We start from the raw sequence: 19,414 nt of genomic DNA, 5'->3' as shown, positions 1-19,414 counted from the left end.
TCATATATCAGTGATGAATGAGAATTTAGAAAATAACGGTTGGATTAATGAAGCGCCTACCCTTGCCGCAATGGTTAAGCGCAATCCTTTTATCGTTCCTAAGGGATATTTCGACAATTGTGAGCAAGATGTTTTGAATCAGGTTTTTTTAGATAAGCTTAAGCAAAAAACAAATAGTAATGTTTTTGAGGTTCCGGCAAATTATTTCGAAGATTTAACCGAAATTATTGAAACCCGAATTGCTTTAGAAGAAATAAATTTACCTAGTAGAGGTTTTGCCGTTCCGGAAAATTATTTCGAAACGTTACAAAGCCGCATAAATAGTAAAATTGCAACTGAAGAAATAAAACCTAAAGAAGCAAAGATTATTCCTTTGTGGAAAAAAGGATTTGTTAAATATGCAAGCGCTGCTTGTTTTGTACTTATTGCTTCGTTCGGGGTTTATTTTTACCAAAACAATCAAAGTATTGCAACCACAAATGCTGCTCAATTGCGCTCTGCTGAAATGGCAAATGAAGCGATGCTTTATGATATTGATGAAAGCACCATTATCGAACACGTAGAAGCACAAACCACTTCAAATAAAACAAGCGTTTCTGCTTCAGATACAGAAATGGAAAACTACATACTGAGTAATTATTCATCAACAGATTTAGCTCAGGAATTATAAAAATTAATATAGAAATGAAGAATTTATTTTTTGCCGCTTTAATGTTAATGTTACCATCTATACTTTGGGCGCAGAGACCAAAAGGTGAAGAAATAGAATCGTTAAAGATTGCCTTTTTTACTAAAAAATTAGATTTATCAGCAGATGAAGCTAAAGTATTCTGGCCTATTTATAACGATATGCAGGCAGAACAAAATACGCTGCGCAAAGAACGTTTTCAAAAAATGATTTCGTTTAGAAAGGTAGATGAGATTGATAATTTAAGTGATGCACAGGTACAAAGTTTAATCACCAGTGAGTTCGACTTTCGCCAGAGAGATTTAAACTTAGAGAAAAAATATTATTACAAGTTAAAATCTGCACTGCCCATTAAAACTGTTGGTAAATACTACAGAGCACAGGAAGCCTTTAAACGGGAGTTGCTGAATAGATTTAGAGATAAACAATAACAAAAAAGTCTTGCAGAAATAAAATGCAAGACTTTTTTGTTATTAAAGCAATTCCTTTTAAAATAAAGATTATAGAGAAAATGAAACTTTAAAAGGTAATGCCAAGTTAATACTTATAACTTTTCATATAACACAATTGCAATAGAAACCAAAAAGGCAATAAGAAAAAACAAACCTAACTTATTGTTCAATCTTTCTTTATCATAGTATAGGAAAAATTTAGTGCCCAATAAACAAATTGGCACCATAGAAAACCAAACGTTTATAAAAACTAATAATGCAGAACAACCTATTAGTAAATTTAGTAGAAGTTTATATTTATCATTCATATTTAATTCTAAAATAGATTGTTATTGTAACATCTAGCTTCGCTATTCCTTTTCATTATCAATCCTGTTTTTTAGAAATAAAACATATATCAAATTTCTAAACGGATTCATTGTAAAAAACAATCTCATTGCTTCATTTGAACTGTTCTGTTTCATTTTAGAGTATTGATTTATCAAAATAATAACTTGATAAATAATATATAAGATGAGAAAAACAATTACTCCAATTATTAATTCTGATGTTTTCATAAGTTGTTTAATTATTAGAATTTAATCTTTAAGTTATTATCGTGACCAATAACCTGCATTGTAGTAAATCGTGTTCCATCACCAATATGGGGCCTTCGCAAAATCAATTTCGTATTTGTTGTAATATAATGACCAATCCAAAACATAACAATTCCTTTGATTCAGGTATTTATATAATCTATGTAGTTGTTCGCCTTGACGAACTTGCACATTAGATACACATAATTACCTCAAACCTCTTTCAAAAAATTCAATATAAAATTTTTCGCATCAACAACTACCCAATCGACATAAACAACAAACGAAACCACATGAACGACAATTTTTCAAGATATTTTAGCTTTAATAGAAAAATTATTTTTGAATTGACAACTTAATTTCAATAGTTTTGTTACAATCATTCCTTAATTAATTAACCCAAATTTTTCGCTCAAATTAAGGAAGACATGCTTACTTGTATCGCTATTGATGATGAATTTTCATCATTAGAAGTTTTGACAGATTACATTGCAGAAGATTCAAGGCTAAAACTTTTGAAGACTTACACAAACCCACTGCTAGCGCTTGCCGATTTAACCAAAAGGCAAAAAAAATTAGACATCATTTTTTTGGATATAGAAATGCCAGAAATGAATGGGTTAGAGTTAGCAAGATTAATAAAAAATTACACCCATAAATTTGTTTTTATTACGTCGTATGCCAATTATGCATATCAATCGTACGAATTACAAGCTGACGATTTTTTGCTAAAGCCAATTTCGCAATCAAAATTTGTTCAAGCAACTGAAAAGTTATTGACAAAATTTAGTAATGCTATCAAAGAAAATTCTGATGATTACATTTTAGTAAAAAGCGCTGAACAACGAAATAGATTTTTTCAAATTAATTTAACCGAAATTTTTGCAATTGAGGCAAAGGAAAGAAATACCAGAATATTTACTCAGAAAGAAGATATATTTTCTAAGTCCAGCTTAACAGAGATATTAGAATTACTTTCTAAAAAGAAAGGTTATTTTCAAATTCATCGTTCTTATTTAGTTGCCGAAAGTAAAATTAAATCGTTTGACCGCAAACAAGTTATACTCCAAAATGGGCTGAAAATTCCAATCGGTAGAAAGTATTCAGATTTTTATCATTACCTCGCAAATAAAGAATAAATTAGCCCTCATTTCCGTATTTTTGTGCTATGCTTACACAACGCCAGTTGTTTTTACAACATAATGCACAAACCTCTCCCGAACCTTTAATGCTCGAATTTGTAAGGGCAAAAGGTGTTTACATTTACGATTCTTCAGATAAAAAGCATTTAGATCTTATTGCCGGTATTGGCGTTAGTAATGTTGGGCATTGTCACCCAGCTGTGGTTAAGGCCATCCAAAAGCAAGCCGAAACCTACATGCATTTAATGGTTTATGGCGAATACGTTCAAACACCGCAGGTTAACTTCGCAAAAGCTTTAGCCGATATTTTACCTGAAACTTTAAGCTGCACTTATTTTCTTAACTCAGGAACGGAAGCTGTTGAAGGCGCTATGAAATTAGCGAAGCGATACACTGGCAGAAAAGGTTTCATTGCTTGTAAAAACGCGTATCATGGAAGTACACAAGGTGCAGAGAGTTTAATGGAAAGCGATTTCTATTCATCTGGTTACGGACCATTCTTACCAAACGTTAGCTTTATAGAGCATAACAAATTGAGCGATTTAGATAAAATTACTGATGATATTGCAGCTGTTTTTATAGAACCTATTCAAGGTGAAGCTGGCATAAGAGTTGCAGATTTAGCTTACATGCAAGCGCTCAAAAACAAATGTGAAGAAACCAAAACGCTTTTAATTTTTGATGAAATACAATCTGGCTTTGGTAGAAGCGGAAAAATGTTTGCTTTTGAGCATTATAATATAATTCCTGATGTTTTACTTTTAGCAAAAGGCATTGGCGGCGGAATGCCAATTGGTGCTTTTATCAGCTCGCTGGAAATTATGTCGGTGCTTTCACATTCACCAATTTTAGGGCACATGACAACCTTTGGCGGTCACCCGGTGTGTTGTGCAGCTGGCTTAGCTACTTTACGCACTTTAGTAGATAACCATATTGTTGATGAAGTTGAGGAAAAAGGCCAGTTATTTAAAAACTTGCTTGTTCATTCGGCAATAAAAGAGATTAGAGGTAGAGGCTTAATGTTGGCTGTAGAGTTTGAAAACTTCGAAATCAATAAAAAGATTATAGATGCCTGTATTTTAGATGGTGTTTTATCAGATTGGTTTTTACATTGTAGTAATTCCATGCGTATCGCACCTCCATTAATTATTTCTAAAGAAGAAATTGAAGAAGCCTGTCATATCATTTTAAGAAATATTAACTTAGTTGTGAGTGAAAGCGGAAAGCTCAAAGACTAAAGCATAAAGTTAAAGACAGAGAGCTAAAAACGGAGGACGAAAAACGAGCAACGAAAATATCGCCTAACATCTTGATACCTGATACTAAATACTTGATACTAAAATGAACGTACTAATTGTTGAAGATGAGAAAAGCCTGGCGCTGGAAATGAATGAATTTCTGAGCAAAGAAGGTTTTATTATTGAGCATGCCTGGAAAAAAGCATCAGCAGAAGAAAAAATCTTTGTAAACAGTTACGATTTTATTTTACTTGATTTAGGCTTGCCAGATGGCGATGGATTTGAGGTTTTAAAACAACTTAAATCTTTTAGTGATAGAGATGATGCCGTAATTATTTTAACTGCCCGTAGTGCTGTAGATGATAGAATAAAAGGTTTGGATGAAGGTGCAGATGATTACTTGCCAAAACCCTTTTCCCTTAATGAATTATTGGCAAGAATGCATGCTATTATTCGTAGAAAGCATAAGCTAGAAAAAAATGAGGTAAACATTCATGGTTTTACTTTTAATATTCAAAATCGTACAGTATCTTATGGTGATGAAAGACTAAATCTTACAAAAAAGGAGTTTGAAATTTTTAATTATCTGGTGTTGAACAAAAACCGGGTAGTTTCAAGAATGAGTTTAACAGAACATGTTTGGGGCGATATTCTTGAAGTAAATTCCGATTCGAATTTTGTTGATGTTCATGTAAAAAACTTACGTAAAAAACTGGCCGCAGTTAACCCAATAGATTGGTTTGAAACTGTAAGAAGCATTGGTTACAGAATTAACTGTTAATGAAATTTCAAAACTCAAAATCCAAATCTCAAGTCCTAAGTCTAACATCATCCATCTTATATCATCCATCTATCATCATAAATGAAACTGCAAGTCAAGTTTTCTCTATATAATGCCATAACTAAAATTGCAATAATTTTAATTTTAGGTGCTATTATATTGTTTTCACTTGATAGAATTGCGTACAACCAACTTGATAATCGTTTGCTTAAAAAGAAAGCAAGAATTATTGAGCACCTGAGCAATAGAGAGATTGACAGTTTATTGAGCAACCAGGAAAGTTTTACCGATTATAATATCTTAAAAGAGGAGTTTATCATTTTAACTGATATAGATGATAATCAAATTGATTCCCCACTCAAAATAATTACAGAAAAACGTGAAATTGAGGGTGATATCGAATTTTACCGTATTCTGAATTACAAATTTCAATACCATAAAAACTGGTACAAATTAGAGCTTGGCGAAAGTATGACGGCCTTAGAGGGCATAAAAAATTATATCCGGTTTTACATGCTCATCGTTTTAGTTATTTCTTTGTTTATAACGTTAATTACAGACTTTGCTTTCACAAATTTCTTGCTTAAACCATTTTATCTAATTATTGATAAAAAAATAAATCGTGTTAACGACCCAACTTTATATAACTACGAAAATATCCCAACCAATACAGAAGATTTTAAGATTTTAGATAATAGTGTTAATACATTAATGAAACGCATAAACACGCTTTTCCTATTAGAGAAGCAGTTTATTGCCAATGTATCGCATGAGTTGCTTACCCCTATTTCGGTTTTGAGTACGCGTTTTGAAAACATGCTTAACACGCCTCAGATACCGGTTGAACATGAAAATAAAATCTTTGCTTCTCTTAAAACCCTTAACCGTTTGAAGGTTATTATTAATAGTTTGTTGCTTATCTCAAAAGTTGAAAACAATCAATATCTAAAAACTGAAGAGATTAGCATTAAGGAAGAATTGGATGACATTTATGAAGACCTTGAAGATAGAATATTGGATAAGGGTTTAATCTTTAACCAAAACATCGTTACTGATTTAAAATTTATTGGCAACAAGGCTTTAATACACACGTTGCTTATCAATATTATTAATAATGCCATAAAATATAATGTTCAAGGAGGAACAATTGATATCTATGGAGATTATGAAAATGAAAGCTATAAAATTAAATTTAGCGATAGTGGAATTGGAATGACTAAAGAATTGTTAGAAGATGCTTTTGATAGATTTAAACGCGGAAATGATGAAGAGCAAGGTTTTGGCCTTGGTTTAGCAATTGTACAAAGCATTGCAAAGTTCCACAAAATAGAAATCTGTATAGAATCAAAAATCGATAGTGGCACGATTATTACTTTAATTTTTCCAAAATAAGTTTTAATAATTAATTTAGTTCAAATAAAATCCCTTAAACTATATACCAATGAAAAGAATATTCACACTTGCTGCGGCGCTATCTATTTTTTTATTTTCTTGTCAAAGCGATAGTAAAAAATATACAACTGTTGATTCGAGCATAATGAGTGAAAGGCAGAGTGAATATGTAAGTCCCGATGAGTGTTTTACATACAGTAAGAATAATGATAATGTTTCACTTTTGATTTACGGCACTGGTGGTAATAAAGTTATAGGGAAATTAAGCTATAATCTTGATGGTAAAGATAAAAATGATGGCGAATTTTATGGCTATAGTATTGGAGACACAATTATAGTCGATTACAAATTTCAATCTGAAGGAACATGGTCTAAAAGACAAGTTGCCTGGGTTAGACAAGGCGATAAATTTTTAGAAGGCTATGGTGAAACCTATCAAGATAAAGATGAAGTAAAATTTAAAAACTACCGCAAACTTACTTATGGAAATTCAATAGTTTTAGAAAAAACAAAATGTAAGTAGAATTACATATTTTCAAATCTTTCCCAAAATCCATCAACTGGTAATTTGGCAAAAATATTTACTGGTTCTTTTTTAACAGGATGAAGAAACTGAAGTCTGCGGGCATGCAAACAAATACTTCCTTTTCTACTTCCTCTTGGATAACCATATTTATTATCGCCAACTATAGAGCAGTCCATTGATGAAAGTTGAACTCGAATTTGATGAGAACGACCAGTTAAAGGATCAACCTCAATTAAAAAGTAATCTCCAACTTTGCCAATTAATCTATAAGATAATTCTGCCCTTTGGCTTCCGGTTACCTCTGTTTTATAATAAGTAACTACATTTTTCTGTGGATTTTTAACCAGCCAATGAATTAGTGTACCCGATTCTTGCTCAGGTCTATTTTTAACAACTGCCCAATATGTTTTTTTAACCTCACGGTTTTTAAAAACAGCATTCATCCTTTCCAATGCCTTACTAGTTTTAGCAAAAAGGATTACTCCGCTAACTGGTCTATCCAACCTATGCACTACACCTAAGAAAGCACCATTGGGTTTATTGTATTTTTGGGCGATGTATTTCTTTACCTGTTCATCAAGCGGCTCATCGCCAGTCTCATCAACTTGTACAATGTCTCCTGCTCGTTTATTAATCGCAATCAGGTGGTTATCTTCAAAAAGTATGTCTTTATCGGTAATCGGCAAAGCGTGTTTAACTGTTTAAATGATTAATTGTTTAATTGTTCACTAAGTCCAGCCCTAATATTGTTCCTTTTCGTTTGGAAAATCGTTGGCTTTAACATCACGGATGTAAGATTGAGCAGCTCCCAAAATATCATCGTATAAATTAATATACTGACGTAAGAAACGTGGTTTAAATCCCTTTGTTAAACCAATCATATCATTAACTACTAAAACTTGTCCGTCGCAACCATTACCTGCACCAATGCCAATAGTAGGTATATGTAAACTTTCAGAAACTTCTCTACCTAAAACTGCTGGAATTTTTTCAAGAACGATTGCAAAACAACCTGCGGCTTGCAAAGCAAGTACATCTGTTTTTAACTTATTCGCCTCTTCCTCTTCTTTAGCTCTAACGGTATATGTTCCAAATTTATAAATTGATTGCGGCGTTAAACCCAAATGCCCCATTACAGGAATACCAGCAGTAATAATACGCTGAACAGATTCGATAATTTCCTCACCTCCTTCTAATTTTACACCATGCGCACCAGATTCCTTCATAATTCTAATCGCAGAATTTAAGGCTTCTTTAGAATTTCCTTGGTAAGAACCAAAAGGTAAATCAACTACTACAAAAGCACGTTTAACAGCTCTAATTACCGATGCAGCATGATAAATCATCTGGTCTAAAGTAATTGGCAAAGTGGTTTCATGACCCGCCATTACGTTAGAAGCAGAATCGCCAACAAGCAGAACATCCAATCCGGCATCATCTAAAATGGTTGCCATAGAATAATCATAAGCGGTTAGCATTGATATTTTTTCACCACGTTGTTTCATCTCTTGTAAAATGTGCGTGGTTATGCGTTTGATTTCTTTATGTACCGACATTGGTTTTGTTTTGGTGAGCCAAAAGTATAAAGTTATATTCTAAAACGTGTAGTTTAATTGGTCATAAAATATAATTATTAGGGATGTTACAAAAAATTGAATAAATTTTTAAACTTTTACGGCATTAAATCCTATCTTTGTACCCCGAAATGGAAGGGATTTATTCATCTTTTTTTGCACCTAGCAAAAACGGCTTTAATGCCGAAAGCCATCCTTTTTTCTACTCTTTTTTAAATCAAAATTCTTATTGTATTAACCATGACTAACTACACCAAGTTACCTGCAATTTTATTACTAGCCGACGGAACGGTTTTTTACGGCAAAGCAGCCGGAAAAATTGGAACCACAACCGGTGAGATTTGTTTTAATACAGGTATGACAGGTTACCAGGAAATTTTTACTGACCCAAGTTATTTTGGACAGATTATGGTTACCACTAATTCACACATCGGGAATTACGGTATCCAAAAGGAAGAGATTGAATCTGATTCAATAAAAATTGCTGGTTTAGTTTGTAAAAATTACAACATTGTTTACAGCCGTAAACAAGCAACAGAATCTATTCAGGATTATTTTCAAAATGATAATTTAGTTGCCATTTCTGATATTGATACACGTGCTTTGGTACGCCATATTAGAGACAAAGGCGCAATGAATGCAATTATTTCATCAGAAATTACTGATTTAGAAGAGTTAAAACAAAAGCTTTCTGAAGTACCATCAATGGATGGTTTAGAACTTTCATCGAAGGTTAGTACAAAGGAGCCATATTTTTATGGCAATCCGGAAGCAAGTTTGAAAGTTGCGGCTTTAGATTTAGGCATCAAGAAAAATATACTTCGTAGTTTCGAAAACAGAGATATTTACGTAAAAGTTTTCCCTGCAAAAACAACTTTTGCCGAAATGGAAAAATTTAATCCAGACGGTTACTTTATCTCAAATGGTCCTGGCGATCCATCGGTAATGCCATACGCGGTTGAAACCATTAAAGAAATTTTAGCTGTTGATAAACCATTGTTTGGTATTTGTTTAGGTCACCAATTATTGGCAGAGGCAAACGGAATTGGAACAATGAAAATGTTTAACGGTCACCGTGGCTTAAACCACCCGGTTAAAAATATTATTAAAAACCATTGCGAGGTTACTTCTCAAAATCACGGTTTTGGTGTTGTTCCTGATGAAGTTAGAAACTCAGATAAAGTTGAAATTACGCACATCAACCTAAATGATAAATCTATCGAAGGTATTCGTGTTAAAGGTAAAAAAGCATTTTCAGTACAATACCACCCAGAATCTTCACCTGGCCCACACGATTCTCGTTACCTTTTCGATGATTTTGTTGAGGTGATGAAAGGCGAATTAGTTTGGTAGAAAGAGCAGAAAGATAAAAGCTTAAAGACTAAAGCTTAATATTTTAAAATCTGCGAATCTGTGGCGACATAAAAGCTAAAGATTCGCAGATTTTGTTTTATAAGTCAATTTCACCTAACAAAAACATCATTTTACCGACATTTTGTTTTTATTGTAACTAAATTCATTTTCTATTCATTTAAAGCTTCTTACATTCGCAATATGCAAACAAACAAAGCCATTATCAGCGTTAAAAATCTGGTAAAAAAGTACGATGATTTTGTAGCTGTACAAGATTTAAGTTTTGATGTTTATGAAAATGAAATCTTCGGTCTTTTAGGTCCAAACGGTGCGGGCAAGACTACAACGTTAGAAATTATCGAAACACTGAGAGACAAAACCTCAGGAGAGATTATTGTAGATGGATTTTCTGTTGATACACAGGCGCAAGACATAAAACAAATTATTGGCGTTCAGCTACAAGCTGCTGGTTACTATCCAAATCTGAATTTAGTTGAGCTGATTGAACTTTTTGCAGGTTTATATGGCGCAGATATTAAACCGATGGAGATGCTCGAGAAAGTAAATCTTCAGGATAAAGCGAAAGCAAAATACAAAGCCCTTTCTGGCGGACAAAAACAGCGTTTCTCTATTGCTACAACACTTCTAAATCAGCCTAAAATTATCTTTTTAGATGAACCAACAACAGGTTTAGATCCGCAAGCAAGAAGAAACCTTTGGGATTTGATAACCGAAATAAGAACAAATGGCACGACCGTAGTAATAACAACGCATTACATGGATGAAGCCGAGCAATTGTGCGACAGGGTTGCTTTTGTAGAACGCGGACAAATTATTGCCTTAGATACGCCCGACAATTTAATCGACAATTTGGTTAACAGCGGTTTCGAAAGAAAAAAAGAAGTTAAAAAGGCCAATTTAGAAGACGTTTTTATCAACCTTACAGGTAAAGAGTGGAGAGAATAATATTTATAGAAAAGCAAAAACAGTACAATAATTAACGTTACTCCCGCTTTCCGCTTTAGTCCCGATAAAACCTGTGCTTTATTAAAGCATAACAAATTAACCAAAACATTTGATGTTGAAATCGGGAGCTGCCGCTTCAATCGGGTTTAGAAAACAAAAACAGTACAACTATTAAAAAATAGTCCATGAAACAATACAGCAATACAACCGCCACTTTAGCCTTGGCAAAAGCGAGTTTTCGTTCTATAATGAGAAGTCCTTCGGCGGTGGTTTTTACACTTGCCTTTCCATTAATATTTATTTTAGTATTCGGATTTTTAGGCGGCGGCGGTACAAGGTTAGATGTTGGAATAACACCAGGTTCTGATACTGAAAACCCAGTAATTAAATCAATGGAACAAACCGGAATGATTCGCTTGGTTAGAGATAAATCAAAAGCAGAATTTGACAAATTGCTGGAAAAAGGAAATGTAGATGCAATGGTTGATGTGCACAGAAAGGTAAATTCTGAAGCATATTCGGTTAATGTGGTTTATACATCAGCATCAATGGATAAAGGGAATATTTTAAAATCAGTTTTAAATAACCTTTTTTACGATAAACAATTAAAACCATCGGTTGCTGAGATTAAAGAAAGTACCATCCACGGTAGAGAATATAAAACAATTGATTTTATCTTGCCAGGACAACTTGGTTTCTCGCTATTAAGCACTGGCGTTTTCGGAACAGCATTTGTTTTCTTAAGCTTACGCCAAACGTTGGTTATTAAACGTTTTTTTGCTACTCCGGTAAAACGCTCAAGCATAGTTATCGGCGAAGGAATTGCAAGAATTGGTTTTGCATTAATCGGTGCGCTATTCATCATTTTATTGGGACACTTCTTTTTCGGATTTACGCTCGTTCATGGCGCACTCACAGTTCTCAATATGATAATACTCGCAACACTGGGCGTAATTGTTTTTATGGGCTTTGGATTCATCATTTCGGGCATTGCCAAAAACGAAAGTATGGTTCCGCCAATTTCAAATATCGTAACACTACCACAATTTCTACTTTCAGGAACTTTCTTTTCAATAGAAGCTTTTCCAAGTTGGCTGCAACCAATTAGCAGAGCTTTACCTCTTACTTATTTAAATGATGCAATGAGAAAAGTAGCTTTTGAAGGTTTGGGTTTATGGGATGTTAAATTCCAGATTATGATTTTACTTATCTGGGGAATTGGAATTTATGCAGTTGCCGTAAAAGTTTTCAAATGGGAATAATTTAATAAAACCCTTAAATAAAAACGGGATGTAGCTTTTGGCAACATCCCGTTTTTTATGAGCATAAAGTATTATAAAGCTGCCTTCACTAAGAAAGGTAATATCTCTTTCTGGAAACTCACAAAATTCTTACGAACATCAGAATCGCTTACAGATGTAAATGCGAAAGAGAATACGATACTTTTACTGGCTTTAAGTAAGAAAGCTAAACCTTCTCTCCTAGCAGGATTATTTTTAAAGTTATCCAATTGAAGATAAGCCGCAAGCAACAATGCTTCAAGCTGATCGGAAAGGTGTTTCAAAAACTCCTGAGAATTAGCATTCTCACGAACAAAATCCCAACCAATAAACTCATTACAAGCAGTAAAGGAAAGTCGGCTGGTTTTCATTACCAAAGCCTTTAAATGCTCTTCCTCTGATGCATAACTTACTTTATTTTGTAAAATCTCATGTAAGTTTTGGTCAAGATAATCCATTAAAATACTATCCAGTACCTGTTCCTTGCTTTCGAAGTATTTGTAAATTGTTGCTTTAGCAATTCTGGCTTTTTTAGCAATTTCATTTACACTGGTTTTATGATATCCGTATTTTCTAAAAAGCTCTTTAGCTGCTTTTTTAACGGTTTCTTTAATTTTTTCGGCTTCCATTCTAATTGGTTACATGTAAATTGGCGCCAGAGATGGCTACTGTATATTGTTTTAAAGCCCTAACAGCGGGAGCTTTTACCGGACTTCCATCTTCAAGCAAAAATTTTGCTCCAGAGCAAGGATCAGTTACGGTTAAAGAAGGATCATCTATAGTAACCGCACATTTTTGTTCAGGATTCACGGTGCTACAGCGATCGAACGCTACATAGCCATTATCTGTTCGGCGATAAAGCACCAAACCGGCTACACCATAACCGTTAATAAGAACAGCACCACCTGGACTACTTAACCTACTCAAACGTGGATCAGCCAATGGCAAACTAAAATTCACTGAAACTTCGGGTATAAAACTTGCATCTTTGCCACAACCTGTAAATAATACAAGTACAAATAACAAGCTATATAAGTATCTCCCCATTAAATTAAAGCAGATTTATATTGCTTTAAGAAACGAGCATCATTTTCAGAGAATAATCTTAAATCTTTAATTACATATTTAAGGTTTGCAATACGTTCTATTCCCATACCAAAAGCAAAACCACTGTATTTTTTAGAATCAATGCCACAGTTTTCCAAAACATTTGGATCTACCATACCGCAACCTAGAATTTCTACCCAACCGCTATATTTACACAATTGGCATCCATCACCTTTACAAATGGTACAAGAAATATCCATTTCTGCAGATGGCTCTGTAAACGGAAAATAAGATGGGCGGAAACGTACTTTTGTTCCTTCTCCATATAATTCCTGTACAAAATAAAATAACGTTTGTTTTAAATCTGCGAACGATACATTTTCATCAACATACAAACCTTCTATTTGATGGAAGAAACAATGTGCACGAGCAGAAATTGCTTCGTTACGGTAAACACGACCGGGCATAATTGCTCTGAATGGCGGCTGACCTTGTTCCATCATGCGAACTTGTACTGATGAAGTGTGTGTACGCAAAGCGATATCTCCTTTTTCACCACCTTTTTTAATAAAGAAAGTGTCTTGCATATCTCTTGCCGGGTGTTCTTCCGGGAAGTTTAATGCAGAGAAGTTATGCCAGTCATCCTCAATTTCAGGACCTTCGGCAACTGTAAAACCAAGCTTCGAAAAAATTTCGACAATTTCTCTTCTAACTAAAGCTAATGGATGACGAGAACCAATTTCAAAACCCTCACCCGGTAAAGTTAAATCCTGTTCATTTACCGCAGCTTGAGATTGTGTTGTTTCAGTAGATTCTTTTAAACTTTGATATTTCGATTCGGCAAGTTGTTTAAACTCATTCAAAACTTTGCCTAAAGATCTTTTTTCTTCAGTTGAAACTGTTTTAAACTCTTCAAAAATCTCTTTAATAATTCCTTTACTTCCTAAATATTTGATACGGAATTGCTCTAATTCGTCGGCTTTTTCAGTTACGAAAGCATTAATTTTTTCCGAGTATTGTGTTATTTTATCCTGTAACATGGCTTCAAATATAAGGCTAATTTTCTGATTATTTTAACGATAATGAGTTCAAAAATTCTCCTTAAAGCTATTATTACAAGAAAATGAACTCTAAACGACAAAAGCCACATTACTGTGGCTTTTGTCGTTTTATTTGGATTAAGGAATTAAATCACACCCAATTCTTTACCAACTTTAGTAAATGCTGCAATAGCCTTGTCTAAATGGTGTTGCTCATGCCCTGCAGAAAGTTGTACACGAATACGTGCTTTACCTTGTGGTACAACCGGATAGAAAAATCCGATTACATAAATACCTTCTTCTAACATTTTTGCCGCAAATTCTTGAGCAACTTTAGCATCGTAAAGCATTACAGGCACAATTGGGTGAAAACCAGGTTTGATATCAAAACCAGCCTCAGTCATTTTCTCACGGAAATATTTGGTATTGCTTTCCAGTTTATCTCTTAACGAAGTGGTTTCGCTTAACATATCTAACACTGCAATAGAAGCACCAGCAATTGCAGGAGCCAAAGTGTTTGAAAATAAATATGGACGAGAACGCTGACGTAGCATATCTACAATTTCTTTTTTTCCTGATGTAAAGCCACCAGACGCACCGCCTAATGCTTTACCTAATGTTCCGGTGATGATATCGATTCTATCAATTACGTTAAAATGTTCGTGTGTACCTCTACCATTTTTACCGATAAAACCTGTACAATGCGATTCATCAATCATAATTAATGCTTCGTATTTATCAGCCAAATCAGCAATTTTATCAAGTGGTGCTACAGAACCATCCATAGAAAACGCACCATCAGTAACAATAATTCTATGTCTGCAATCTTTAGCAGCAATTAATTGTTTTTCCAAATCTTCTAAATCGGCATTTTTATAGCGGAAGCGTTGTGCTTTACATAAACGCACCCCGTCAATAATCGATGCATGATTCAACTCATCAGAAATAATCGCATCTTCAGCATTAAATAATGGCTCGAAAACACCACCATTTGCGTCAAAGGCAGCTGCGTATAATATAGTATCTTCTGTTCCTAAAAATTTAGAAATTTTAGCTTCAAGTTCTTTATGCACATCTTGCGTACCGCAAATAAAACGCACAGAGGACATTCCGTATCCGTGATCATCTATTGCCTTTTTAGCAGCTTCAATTACTTTTGGGTGAGATGATAAGCCTAAATAGTTGTTTGCACAGAAATTAATTACTTCTGCCCCGCCACTCACTTTAATATCGGCACCTTGAGGCGTAACGATAATGCGTTCGCGTTTATATAATCCAGCGTTTTCTATCTCTTCTAGTTCTTTCTGAAGAACTGGTTGTAATGTTTTATACATGGTTTTTTACCGGTTGATTTTGCTTCCAAAGTTATAAAAAAAACTACGCTCAACATCAAAATAGCCTATGTAATACTAATATTTCAAAAACAAACGTTTGATGTTTCTGTTAAACCACATTGCGCTAAATCAAATTAAAAAAGCCGCAAAATTTATTTTTTAATCAACTTAACAAACTTTAACACATAGCTATATGTATAGTGTTAAAACTTATTCGATATTTATAGCTTAACTAGTCTTTGATTTATTTATGTTCAAACTGTGCGCACTCGCTACCCTTTTATTTTTCACTCAATCAGTAATTGCACAACAATTTACAATTTCAGGCACAGTAAAGGATGTTGACGGCCAGCCAATACCATTTACTTCTGTTTATATCAAAAATACCACAAAGGGTACATCTGCAAATGTTGATGGCCTTTACGAATTAAGATTAGCAAAAGGACAGCATACTTTAACTTTTAGAGCAGTTGGTTATAAACAACAGGAACAAATTGTAAATATCAATGGCTCAACTTCATTAAATATAACACTAAGTTCAGAAAGCTTTACGCTAAATAATGTTACAATCAGGGCAAATGCAGAAGACCCGGCTTATGCAATAATGCGCAAAGCAATTGCATCGCGAAAGCAACATTTAAATGAGGTTAATTCTTTCACTTGCGATGTTTACATAAAAGGTGTGCAAAGGTTAAATGGTGCACCTAAAAAGTTTTTCGGTCAGGATATTAGAAAGGTAATGGAGCTTGACACTAACCGGAAAGGCATTATTTATTTATCAGAATCGCAAAGCAAATTCAGTTTTCGCAGACCAAATGATGTTCACGAAGAAATGATTTCATCGAAAGTTGCGGGTAGAAACAATGCTTTTAGTTTTAACAAAGCATCAGATTTAATTATAAATTTTTACGATAATTATCTGCTTGAAAACACATTAAGTTCCAGAGGTTTTATATCGCCCATTGCAGAAAATGCAATGTTCTATTACAAGTACAAATATCTGGGCGAGACAAAAGAAAATGGAGAAACCATCAATAAAATTGAAGTAATTCCGCGTAGAACTAACGACCCTGTTTTTAGAGGAATTATTTACATTATTGATGATAGCTGGAGAATATATAACACCGATTTGTACTTAACCAAAAATGCAGGAATTAATTTTATCGACACCTTAAATATTAATCAACAGTTTACTAAAGTGAAAGATGTTTACATGCCTACTAGCATCAACTTTCAGTTTAATGGCAATGTATTAGGTTTTAAATTTGCAGGTTATTTTGTTGGAATTTACAGCAATTACGATGTTACTCCGGTTTTCCCTAAGAACTTCTTCAGCGGAGAAATTTTAAAAGTTACCGAAATGGTTAACAAAAAGGATTCACTTTACTGGAGTAATAATCGCCCTATACCTTTAACACCCGATGAAAAAATAAACTATATCGTAAAAGATAGTATCGCAAAGCGGAAGGAATCTAAAGTTTATCTAGACTCACTTGAAAAAGATAATAACAAGTTTGGTTTAGGCAAGCTCCTTTTAAATGGTTACAGCATTAACGATCGTTTTCATAAAGAGTATTATTCGTTCGACCCAATTCTTAGATCGATATTTTATAATACTGTAGAAGGTTTTGCAATAAAATATGGTGTTACTTATAGAAAGGTTTTCGAAAACCGCAGAACTTACAGCATTCGTCCGGAGTTGAGGTACGGCTTTGCAAACCAAAAATTAACGGGTAGTTTAACGGGTAGTTACTTTTACGATCCGCTTAAAAGAGCAAGTATTGGTGCATCTTTTGGAAATGGTATTTTCGATTTAAACAATTTTGGTTCAATGTCACAACTCGGCAACACCATCAACTCATTGCTTTACGAAAAAAACTTCCCTAAGTTTTACGAAAAAAGTTTCTTTAATATCAATACAACAAGAGAATTAGCGAGCGGCTTACAAGGTTCATTAAGTTTTGATTATGCCAGAAACCATACGCTTACCAATAGTTCGAACTTTAAATTTTTCGATAATAAGGAATTAGAATTTACTTCTAACAATCCTTTTACGCCCGCTACAGAGACGCCGTTGTTTCCAACTTATACATCTGTTAGTGCAACAGGAAGCTTAACCTATACATTCGGACAAAAATATATTACCAGACCGGATGGGAAATTTTACACCGAATCTAAATATCCAAGAATAACTTTCCTTTATAAAAAAGGATTCAAAGATTTATTAAATAGTGATGTTGATTACGATTTTATCAAGGCAGAAGTTTATCAGGATAGAATAAGTTTAGGCTTATGGGGTTACACTTCGTTTTTGGTTGGCGCAGGTAAATTTGTAAATAATAACCAAATGTACTACCCAGATTTCAAGCATTTTTCGGGTAACATTTCAACGTTTTTTCCGCCAAATTTGAGAAAATTCCAATACCTTGATTTTTATCAGTTCAGCACAAACAAACAATATTTCGAAGCGCATTTAGAGCATAATTTTGCAGGCTTCTTCATTAACAAAGTACCATTATTACGCAAAGCGAAGCTCGAAGAATTTATTGGCGGAGGTTATCTTTCATCACCAGAAAAAAGAAACTATAAAGAGTTTTATTTTGGATTGCAACGCCTGGTTTTAAGAGCCAGCTATGGTTTTGCTTATGATGGCGGCAGAAAGCTTACACAAGGTTTTAGAATTGCGTACGGGTTTTAGTAGTTTTAAGTTATAGGTTTTACGTAGTAAGTTCTAGACCAAAAAAACTTATAACCTATAACATAAAACTTATAACTCAATTTATTATCTTTGCCCCGCTTTAAACGCCGTTTGCAACGGTATCAACAGCGTTATGAAAAAATATCAAACACTACTTTACTATTGCTATAGTTACATGGCAGATGCAGAACAATTTGCTGCAGATCACCTTAAATTTTGTAAATCACTAGGTTTAGTTGGCCGAATTATCGTTGCTGATGAAGGTTTGAATGGAACCGTTTCCGGCACTCAAGAAGCTTGTGAAGCCTATATGAAAGCCATTCATGCTGATGAACGCTTTGCAAAAACAGAATTTAAGATTGATGATGTTGAAGAACTTTCGTTCCTGAAAATGCATTGTCGTTATAAATCTGAAATTGTTCATTCAGGCTTACGCGATACATCGATTATAAATCCAAATGAAAAAACAGGAAAGCATTTAGAACCTGTAGATTTTATGAAGATGAAAGATGATGAGGATGTAATTGTTTTAGATGTACGTTCTAATTATGAGCATAACCTTGGCAAATTTAAAAACGCTATAACGCTTGATATTGAAAATTTCCGTGATTTTCCTGAGCAAATAAACCAATTAGCACAGTACAAGGATAAAAAGATTTTAACGTATTGCACAGGTGGAATTAAGTGTGAAAAAGCTTCTGCCCTTCTTTTACATCATGGTTTTGAAGATGTTTACCAACTTCATGGTGGAATTATAAAATATGGTAAAGAAGCAGGCGGTAAAGATTTTGAAGGCAAATGTTATGTGTTTGATAATCGAATTGCCGTTGATGTAAATAATGTTAATCCAACTGTAGTTTCTGTTTGTTACAACTGTGGCAAAACAACTCCAAAAATGATTAACTGTGCAAATCCGGAATGCAACGAGCACATTACGCAATGCGATGATTGCGGGAATGAATTACAAGGCTGCTGCTCGACTGCCTGCACAACAAATCCACGTAAGCGCCCTTACGATGGCACAGGTTATTATGTAAAAGTTCCTCAACCGGTTGCTAAAAAAGCAGAAATAACTGCATAGTTATTTTCTTAAATAACCAGTCCTACAGATAAATATTGAAAAGCGACTTCTTTATAGGGCTCGCTTTTTTAGATCCTTAAGCATCCTTTAAACAAGCTCGGTCGCCCTCCAAAATATCAATTGCTACAAGGCTATGGATTTCTTGCAGAAGTGTTATCTAATGATTTTAACTTCACTAAGGGATAAGTCGTAGTTTGTTCGGATTCAATTGTCACAACACCGTCTTAACTCCGAATGAAGTCCGAAC

At 34.0% G+C, this 19,414-nt stretch carries 18 protein-coding genes; 12 read left to right on the top strand and 6 right to left on the bottom strand.

Annotation, left to right across the window (positions count from 1 at the left end; translation table 11 throughout):
• Positions 1 to 13: 13 nt before the first annotated feature.
• The 7 genes from ACO05K_RS01325 (at position 14) to ACO05K_RS01295 (ending at position 6,791) form a co-directional block, all read left to right on the top strand.
• Positions 14 to 670: a hypothetical protein gene (locus ACO05K_RS01325; RefSeq protein ID WP_421942670.1), complete on the top strand. Its 657-nt coding sequence runs from the start codon at positions 14 to 16 to the stop codon at positions 668 to 670.
• A 14-nt stretch (positions 671 to 684) separates the two neighbouring features.
• Positions 685 to 1,119 (top strand): hypothetical protein, encoded by a 435-nt coding sequence (locus ACO05K_RS01320; RefSeq protein WP_421942669.1) that lies wholly within the window; start codon positions 685 to 687, stop codon positions 1,117 to 1,119.
• Between the two features lie 1,024 nt (positions 1,120 to 2,143).
• Positions 2,144 to 2,854 (top strand): LytR/AlgR family response regulator transcription factor, encoded by a 711-nt coding sequence (locus tag ACO05K_RS01315; RefSeq protein WP_421942668.1) that lies wholly within the window; start codon positions 2,144 to 2,146, stop codon positions 2,852 to 2,854.
• 29 nt (positions 2,855 to 2,883) lie between these two features.
• Positions 2,884 to 4,095, top strand: coding sequence for an aspartate aminotransferase family protein (locus tag ACO05K_RS01310; RefSeq protein ID WP_421942667.1), 1,212 nt, complete (start codon positions 2,884 to 2,886; stop codon positions 4,093 to 4,095).
• Between the two features lie 103 nt (positions 4,096 to 4,198).
• Positions 4,199 to 4,876, top strand: coding sequence for a response regulator transcription factor (locus ACO05K_RS01305; RefSeq protein WP_421942666.1), 678 nt, complete (start codon positions 4,199 to 4,201; stop codon positions 4,874 to 4,876).
• Positions 4,877 to 4,957: 81 nt separating this feature from the next.
• Entirely contained in the window at positions 4,958 to 6,268 is a 1,311-nt protein-coding gene (locus ACO05K_RS01300; RefSeq protein ID WP_421942665.1) for a sensor histidine kinase, read from the top strand.
• A gap of 49 nt (positions 6,269 to 6,317) precedes the next feature.
• Positions 6,318 to 6,791 carry a hypothetical protein gene (locus ACO05K_RS01295; RefSeq protein ID WP_421942664.1) on the top strand — a complete coding sequence of 158 codons (474 nt, stop codon included), beginning with the start codon at positions 6,318 to 6,320 and terminating at the stop codon, positions 6,789 to 6,791.
• A 2-nt stretch (positions 6,792 to 6,793) separates the two neighbouring features.
• On the opposite strand, the gene ACO05K_RS01290 is transcribed toward ACO05K_RS01295, so the two are convergent.
• Both ACO05K_RS01290 and panB read right to left on the bottom strand, forming a co-directional pair.
• Positions 6,794 to 7,480 (bottom strand): RluA family pseudouridine synthase, encoded by a 687-nt coding sequence (locus ACO05K_RS01290; RefSeq protein ID WP_421942663.1) that lies wholly within the window; start codon positions 7,478 to 7,480, stop codon positions 6,794 to 6,796.
• Between the two features lie 54 nt (positions 7,481 to 7,534).
• The gene (panB, locus tag ACO05K_RS01285; protein ID WP_421942662.1) at positions 7,535 to 8,350 is read right to left on the bottom strand and encodes a 3-methyl-2-oxobutanoate hydroxymethyltransferase; all 816 of its coding nucleotides are present in this window, start codon (positions 8,348 to 8,350) and stop codon (positions 7,535 to 7,537) included.
• Positions 8,351 to 8,608: 258 nt separating this feature from the next.
• On the opposite strand from panB, the gene carA reads away from it, so the two are divergent.
• From carA to ACO05K_RS01270, 3 genes are all read left to right on the top strand, one after another.
• Positions 8,609 to 9,721, top strand: a complete 1,113-nt coding sequence (gene carA, locus ACO05K_RS01280) for a glutamine-hydrolyzing carbamoyl-phosphate synthase small subunit (protein WP_421942661.1) — start codon at positions 8,609 to 8,611, stop codon at positions 9,719 to 9,721.
• Positions 9,722 to 9,922: 201 nt separating this feature from the next.
• Entirely contained in the window at positions 9,923 to 10,687 is a 765-nt protein-coding gene (locus ACO05K_RS01275) for an ABC transporter ATP-binding protein (protein WP_421942660.1), read from the top strand.
• A gap of 185 nt (positions 10,688 to 10,872) precedes the next feature.
• Positions 10,873 to 11,949, top strand: a complete 1,077-nt coding sequence (locus tag ACO05K_RS01270) for an ABC transporter permease (protein ID WP_421942659.1) — start codon at positions 10,873 to 10,875, stop codon at positions 11,947 to 11,949.
• A 71-nt stretch (positions 11,950 to 12,020) separates the two neighbouring features.
• On the opposite strand, the gene ACO05K_RS01265 is transcribed toward ACO05K_RS01270, so the two are convergent.
• The 4 genes from ACO05K_RS01265 to kbl all read right to left on the bottom strand — a co-directional run bounded on the left by ACO05K_RS01265 (position 12,021) and on the right by kbl (position 15,388).
• Positions 12,021 to 12,596 (bottom strand): TetR/AcrR family transcriptional regulator, encoded by a 576-nt coding sequence (locus ACO05K_RS01265; protein ID WP_056870108.1) that lies wholly within the window; start codon positions 12,594 to 12,596, stop codon positions 12,021 to 12,023.
• A 1-nt stretch (position 12,597) separates the two neighbouring features.
• The gene (locus tag ACO05K_RS01260) at positions 12,598 to 13,014 is read right to left on the bottom strand and encodes a hypothetical protein (RefSeq protein ID WP_421942658.1); all 417 of its coding nucleotides are present in this window, start codon (positions 13,012 to 13,014) and stop codon (positions 12,598 to 12,600) included.
• On the bottom strand, positions 13,014 to 14,054 hold the full coding sequence (gene pheS, locus ACO05K_RS01255) for a phenylalanine--tRNA ligase subunit alpha (protein ID WP_421942657.1): 1,041 nt from the start codon (positions 14,052 to 14,054) through the stop codon (positions 13,014 to 13,016). Before pheS ends, ACO05K_RS01260 begins: the two co-directional genes overlap by 1 nt.
• A gap of 146 nt (positions 14,055 to 14,200) precedes the next feature.
• On the bottom strand, positions 14,201 to 15,388 hold the full coding sequence (gene kbl, locus ACO05K_RS01250) for a glycine C-acetyltransferase (protein ID WP_421942656.1): 1,188 nt from the start codon (positions 15,386 to 15,388) through the stop codon (positions 14,201 to 14,203).
• 250 nt (positions 15,389 to 15,638) lie between these two features.
• Between kbl and ACO05K_RS01245 the strand changes: the two genes are divergently transcribed.
• Positions 15,639 to 18,086, top strand: coding sequence for a DUF5686 and carboxypeptidase regulatory-like domain-containing protein (locus ACO05K_RS01245; RefSeq protein WP_421942655.1), 2,448 nt, complete (start codon positions 15,639 to 15,641; stop codon positions 18,084 to 18,086).
• A 133-nt stretch (positions 18,087 to 18,219) separates the two neighbouring features.
• Positions 18,220 to 19,167: a rhodanese-related sulfurtransferase gene (locus ACO05K_RS01240; RefSeq protein WP_421942654.1), complete on the top strand. Its 948-nt coding sequence runs from the start codon at positions 18,220 to 18,222 to the stop codon at positions 19,165 to 19,167.
• The last annotated feature ends 247 nt before the right edge of the window (positions 19,168 to 19,414 follow it).

It is taken from the genome of Pedobacter sp. (assembly GCF_965227205.1).
Taxonomy (GTDB): Bacteria; Bacteroidota; Bacteroidia; order Sphingobacteriales; family Sphingobacteriaceae; genus Pedobacter.
This window is presented reverse-complemented; position numbering and strand designations above follow the sequence as displayed.

What these genes read in the sequence shown, in the direction of transcription:
- ACO05K_RS01325 (WP_421942670.1), top strand. Translation starts at nt 14, where the DNA reads ATGAATGAGAATTTAGAAAATAACGGTTGGATTAATGAAGCGCCTACC.
- ACO05K_RS01320 (WP_421942669.1), top strand. Translation starts at nt 685, where the DNA reads ATGAAGAATTTATTTTTTGCCGCTTTAATGTTAATGTTACCATCTATA.
- ACO05K_RS01315 (WP_421942668.1), top strand. Translation starts at nt 2,144, where the DNA reads ATGCTTACTTGTATCGCTATTGATGATGAATTTTCATCATTAGAAGTT.
- ACO05K_RS01310 (WP_421942667.1), top strand. Translation starts at nt 2,884, where the DNA reads ATGCTTACACAACGCCAGTTGTTTTTACAACATAATGCACAAACCTCT.
- ACO05K_RS01305 (WP_421942666.1), top strand. Translation starts at nt 4,199, where the DNA reads ATGAACGTACTAATTGTTGAAGATGAGAAAAGCCTGGCGCTGGAAATG.
- ACO05K_RS01300 (WP_421942665.1), top strand. Translation starts at nt 4,958, where the DNA reads ATGAAACTGCAAGTCAAGTTTTCTCTATATAATGCCATAACTAAAATT.
- ACO05K_RS01295 (WP_421942664.1), top strand. Translation starts at nt 6,318, where the DNA reads ATGAAAAGAATATTCACACTTGCTGCGGCGCTATCTATTTTTTTATTT.
- panB (WP_421942662.1), bottom strand. Translation starts at nt 8,350, where the DNA reads ATGTCGGTACATAAAGAAATCAAACGCATAACCACGCACATTTTACAA.
- carA (WP_421942661.1), top strand. Translation starts at nt 8,609, where the DNA reads ATGACTAACTACACCAAGTTACCTGCAATTTTATTACTAGCCGACGGA.
- ACO05K_RS01275 (WP_421942660.1), top strand. Translation starts at nt 9,923, where the DNA reads ATGCAAACAAACAAAGCCATTATCAGCGTTAAAAATCTGGTAAAAAAG.
- ACO05K_RS01270 (WP_421942659.1), top strand. Translation starts at nt 10,873, where the DNA reads ATGAAACAATACAGCAATACAACCGCCACTTTAGCCTTGGCAAAAGCG.
- ACO05K_RS01265 (WP_056870108.1), bottom strand. Translation starts at nt 12,596, where the DNA reads ATGGAAGCCGAAAAAATTAAAGAAACCGTTAAAAAAGCAGCTAAAGAG.
- ACO05K_RS01260 (WP_421942658.1), bottom strand. Translation starts at nt 13,014, where the DNA reads ATGGGGAGATACTTATATAGCTTGTTATTTGTACTTGTATTATTTACA.
- pheS (WP_421942657.1), bottom strand. Translation starts at nt 14,054, where the DNA reads ATGTTACAGGATAAAATAACACAATACTCGGAAAAAATTAATGCTTTC.
- kbl (WP_421942656.1), bottom strand. Translation starts at nt 15,388, where the DNA reads ATGTATAAAACATTACAACCAGTTCTTCAGAAAGAACTAGAAGAGATA.
- ACO05K_RS01245 (WP_421942655.1), top strand. Translation starts at nt 15,639, where the DNA reads ATGTTCAAACTGTGCGCACTCGCTACCCTTTTATTTTTCACTCAATCA.
- ACO05K_RS01240 (WP_421942654.1), top strand. Translation starts at nt 18,220, where the DNA reads ATGAAAAAATATCAAACACTACTTTACTATTGCTATAGTTACATGGCA.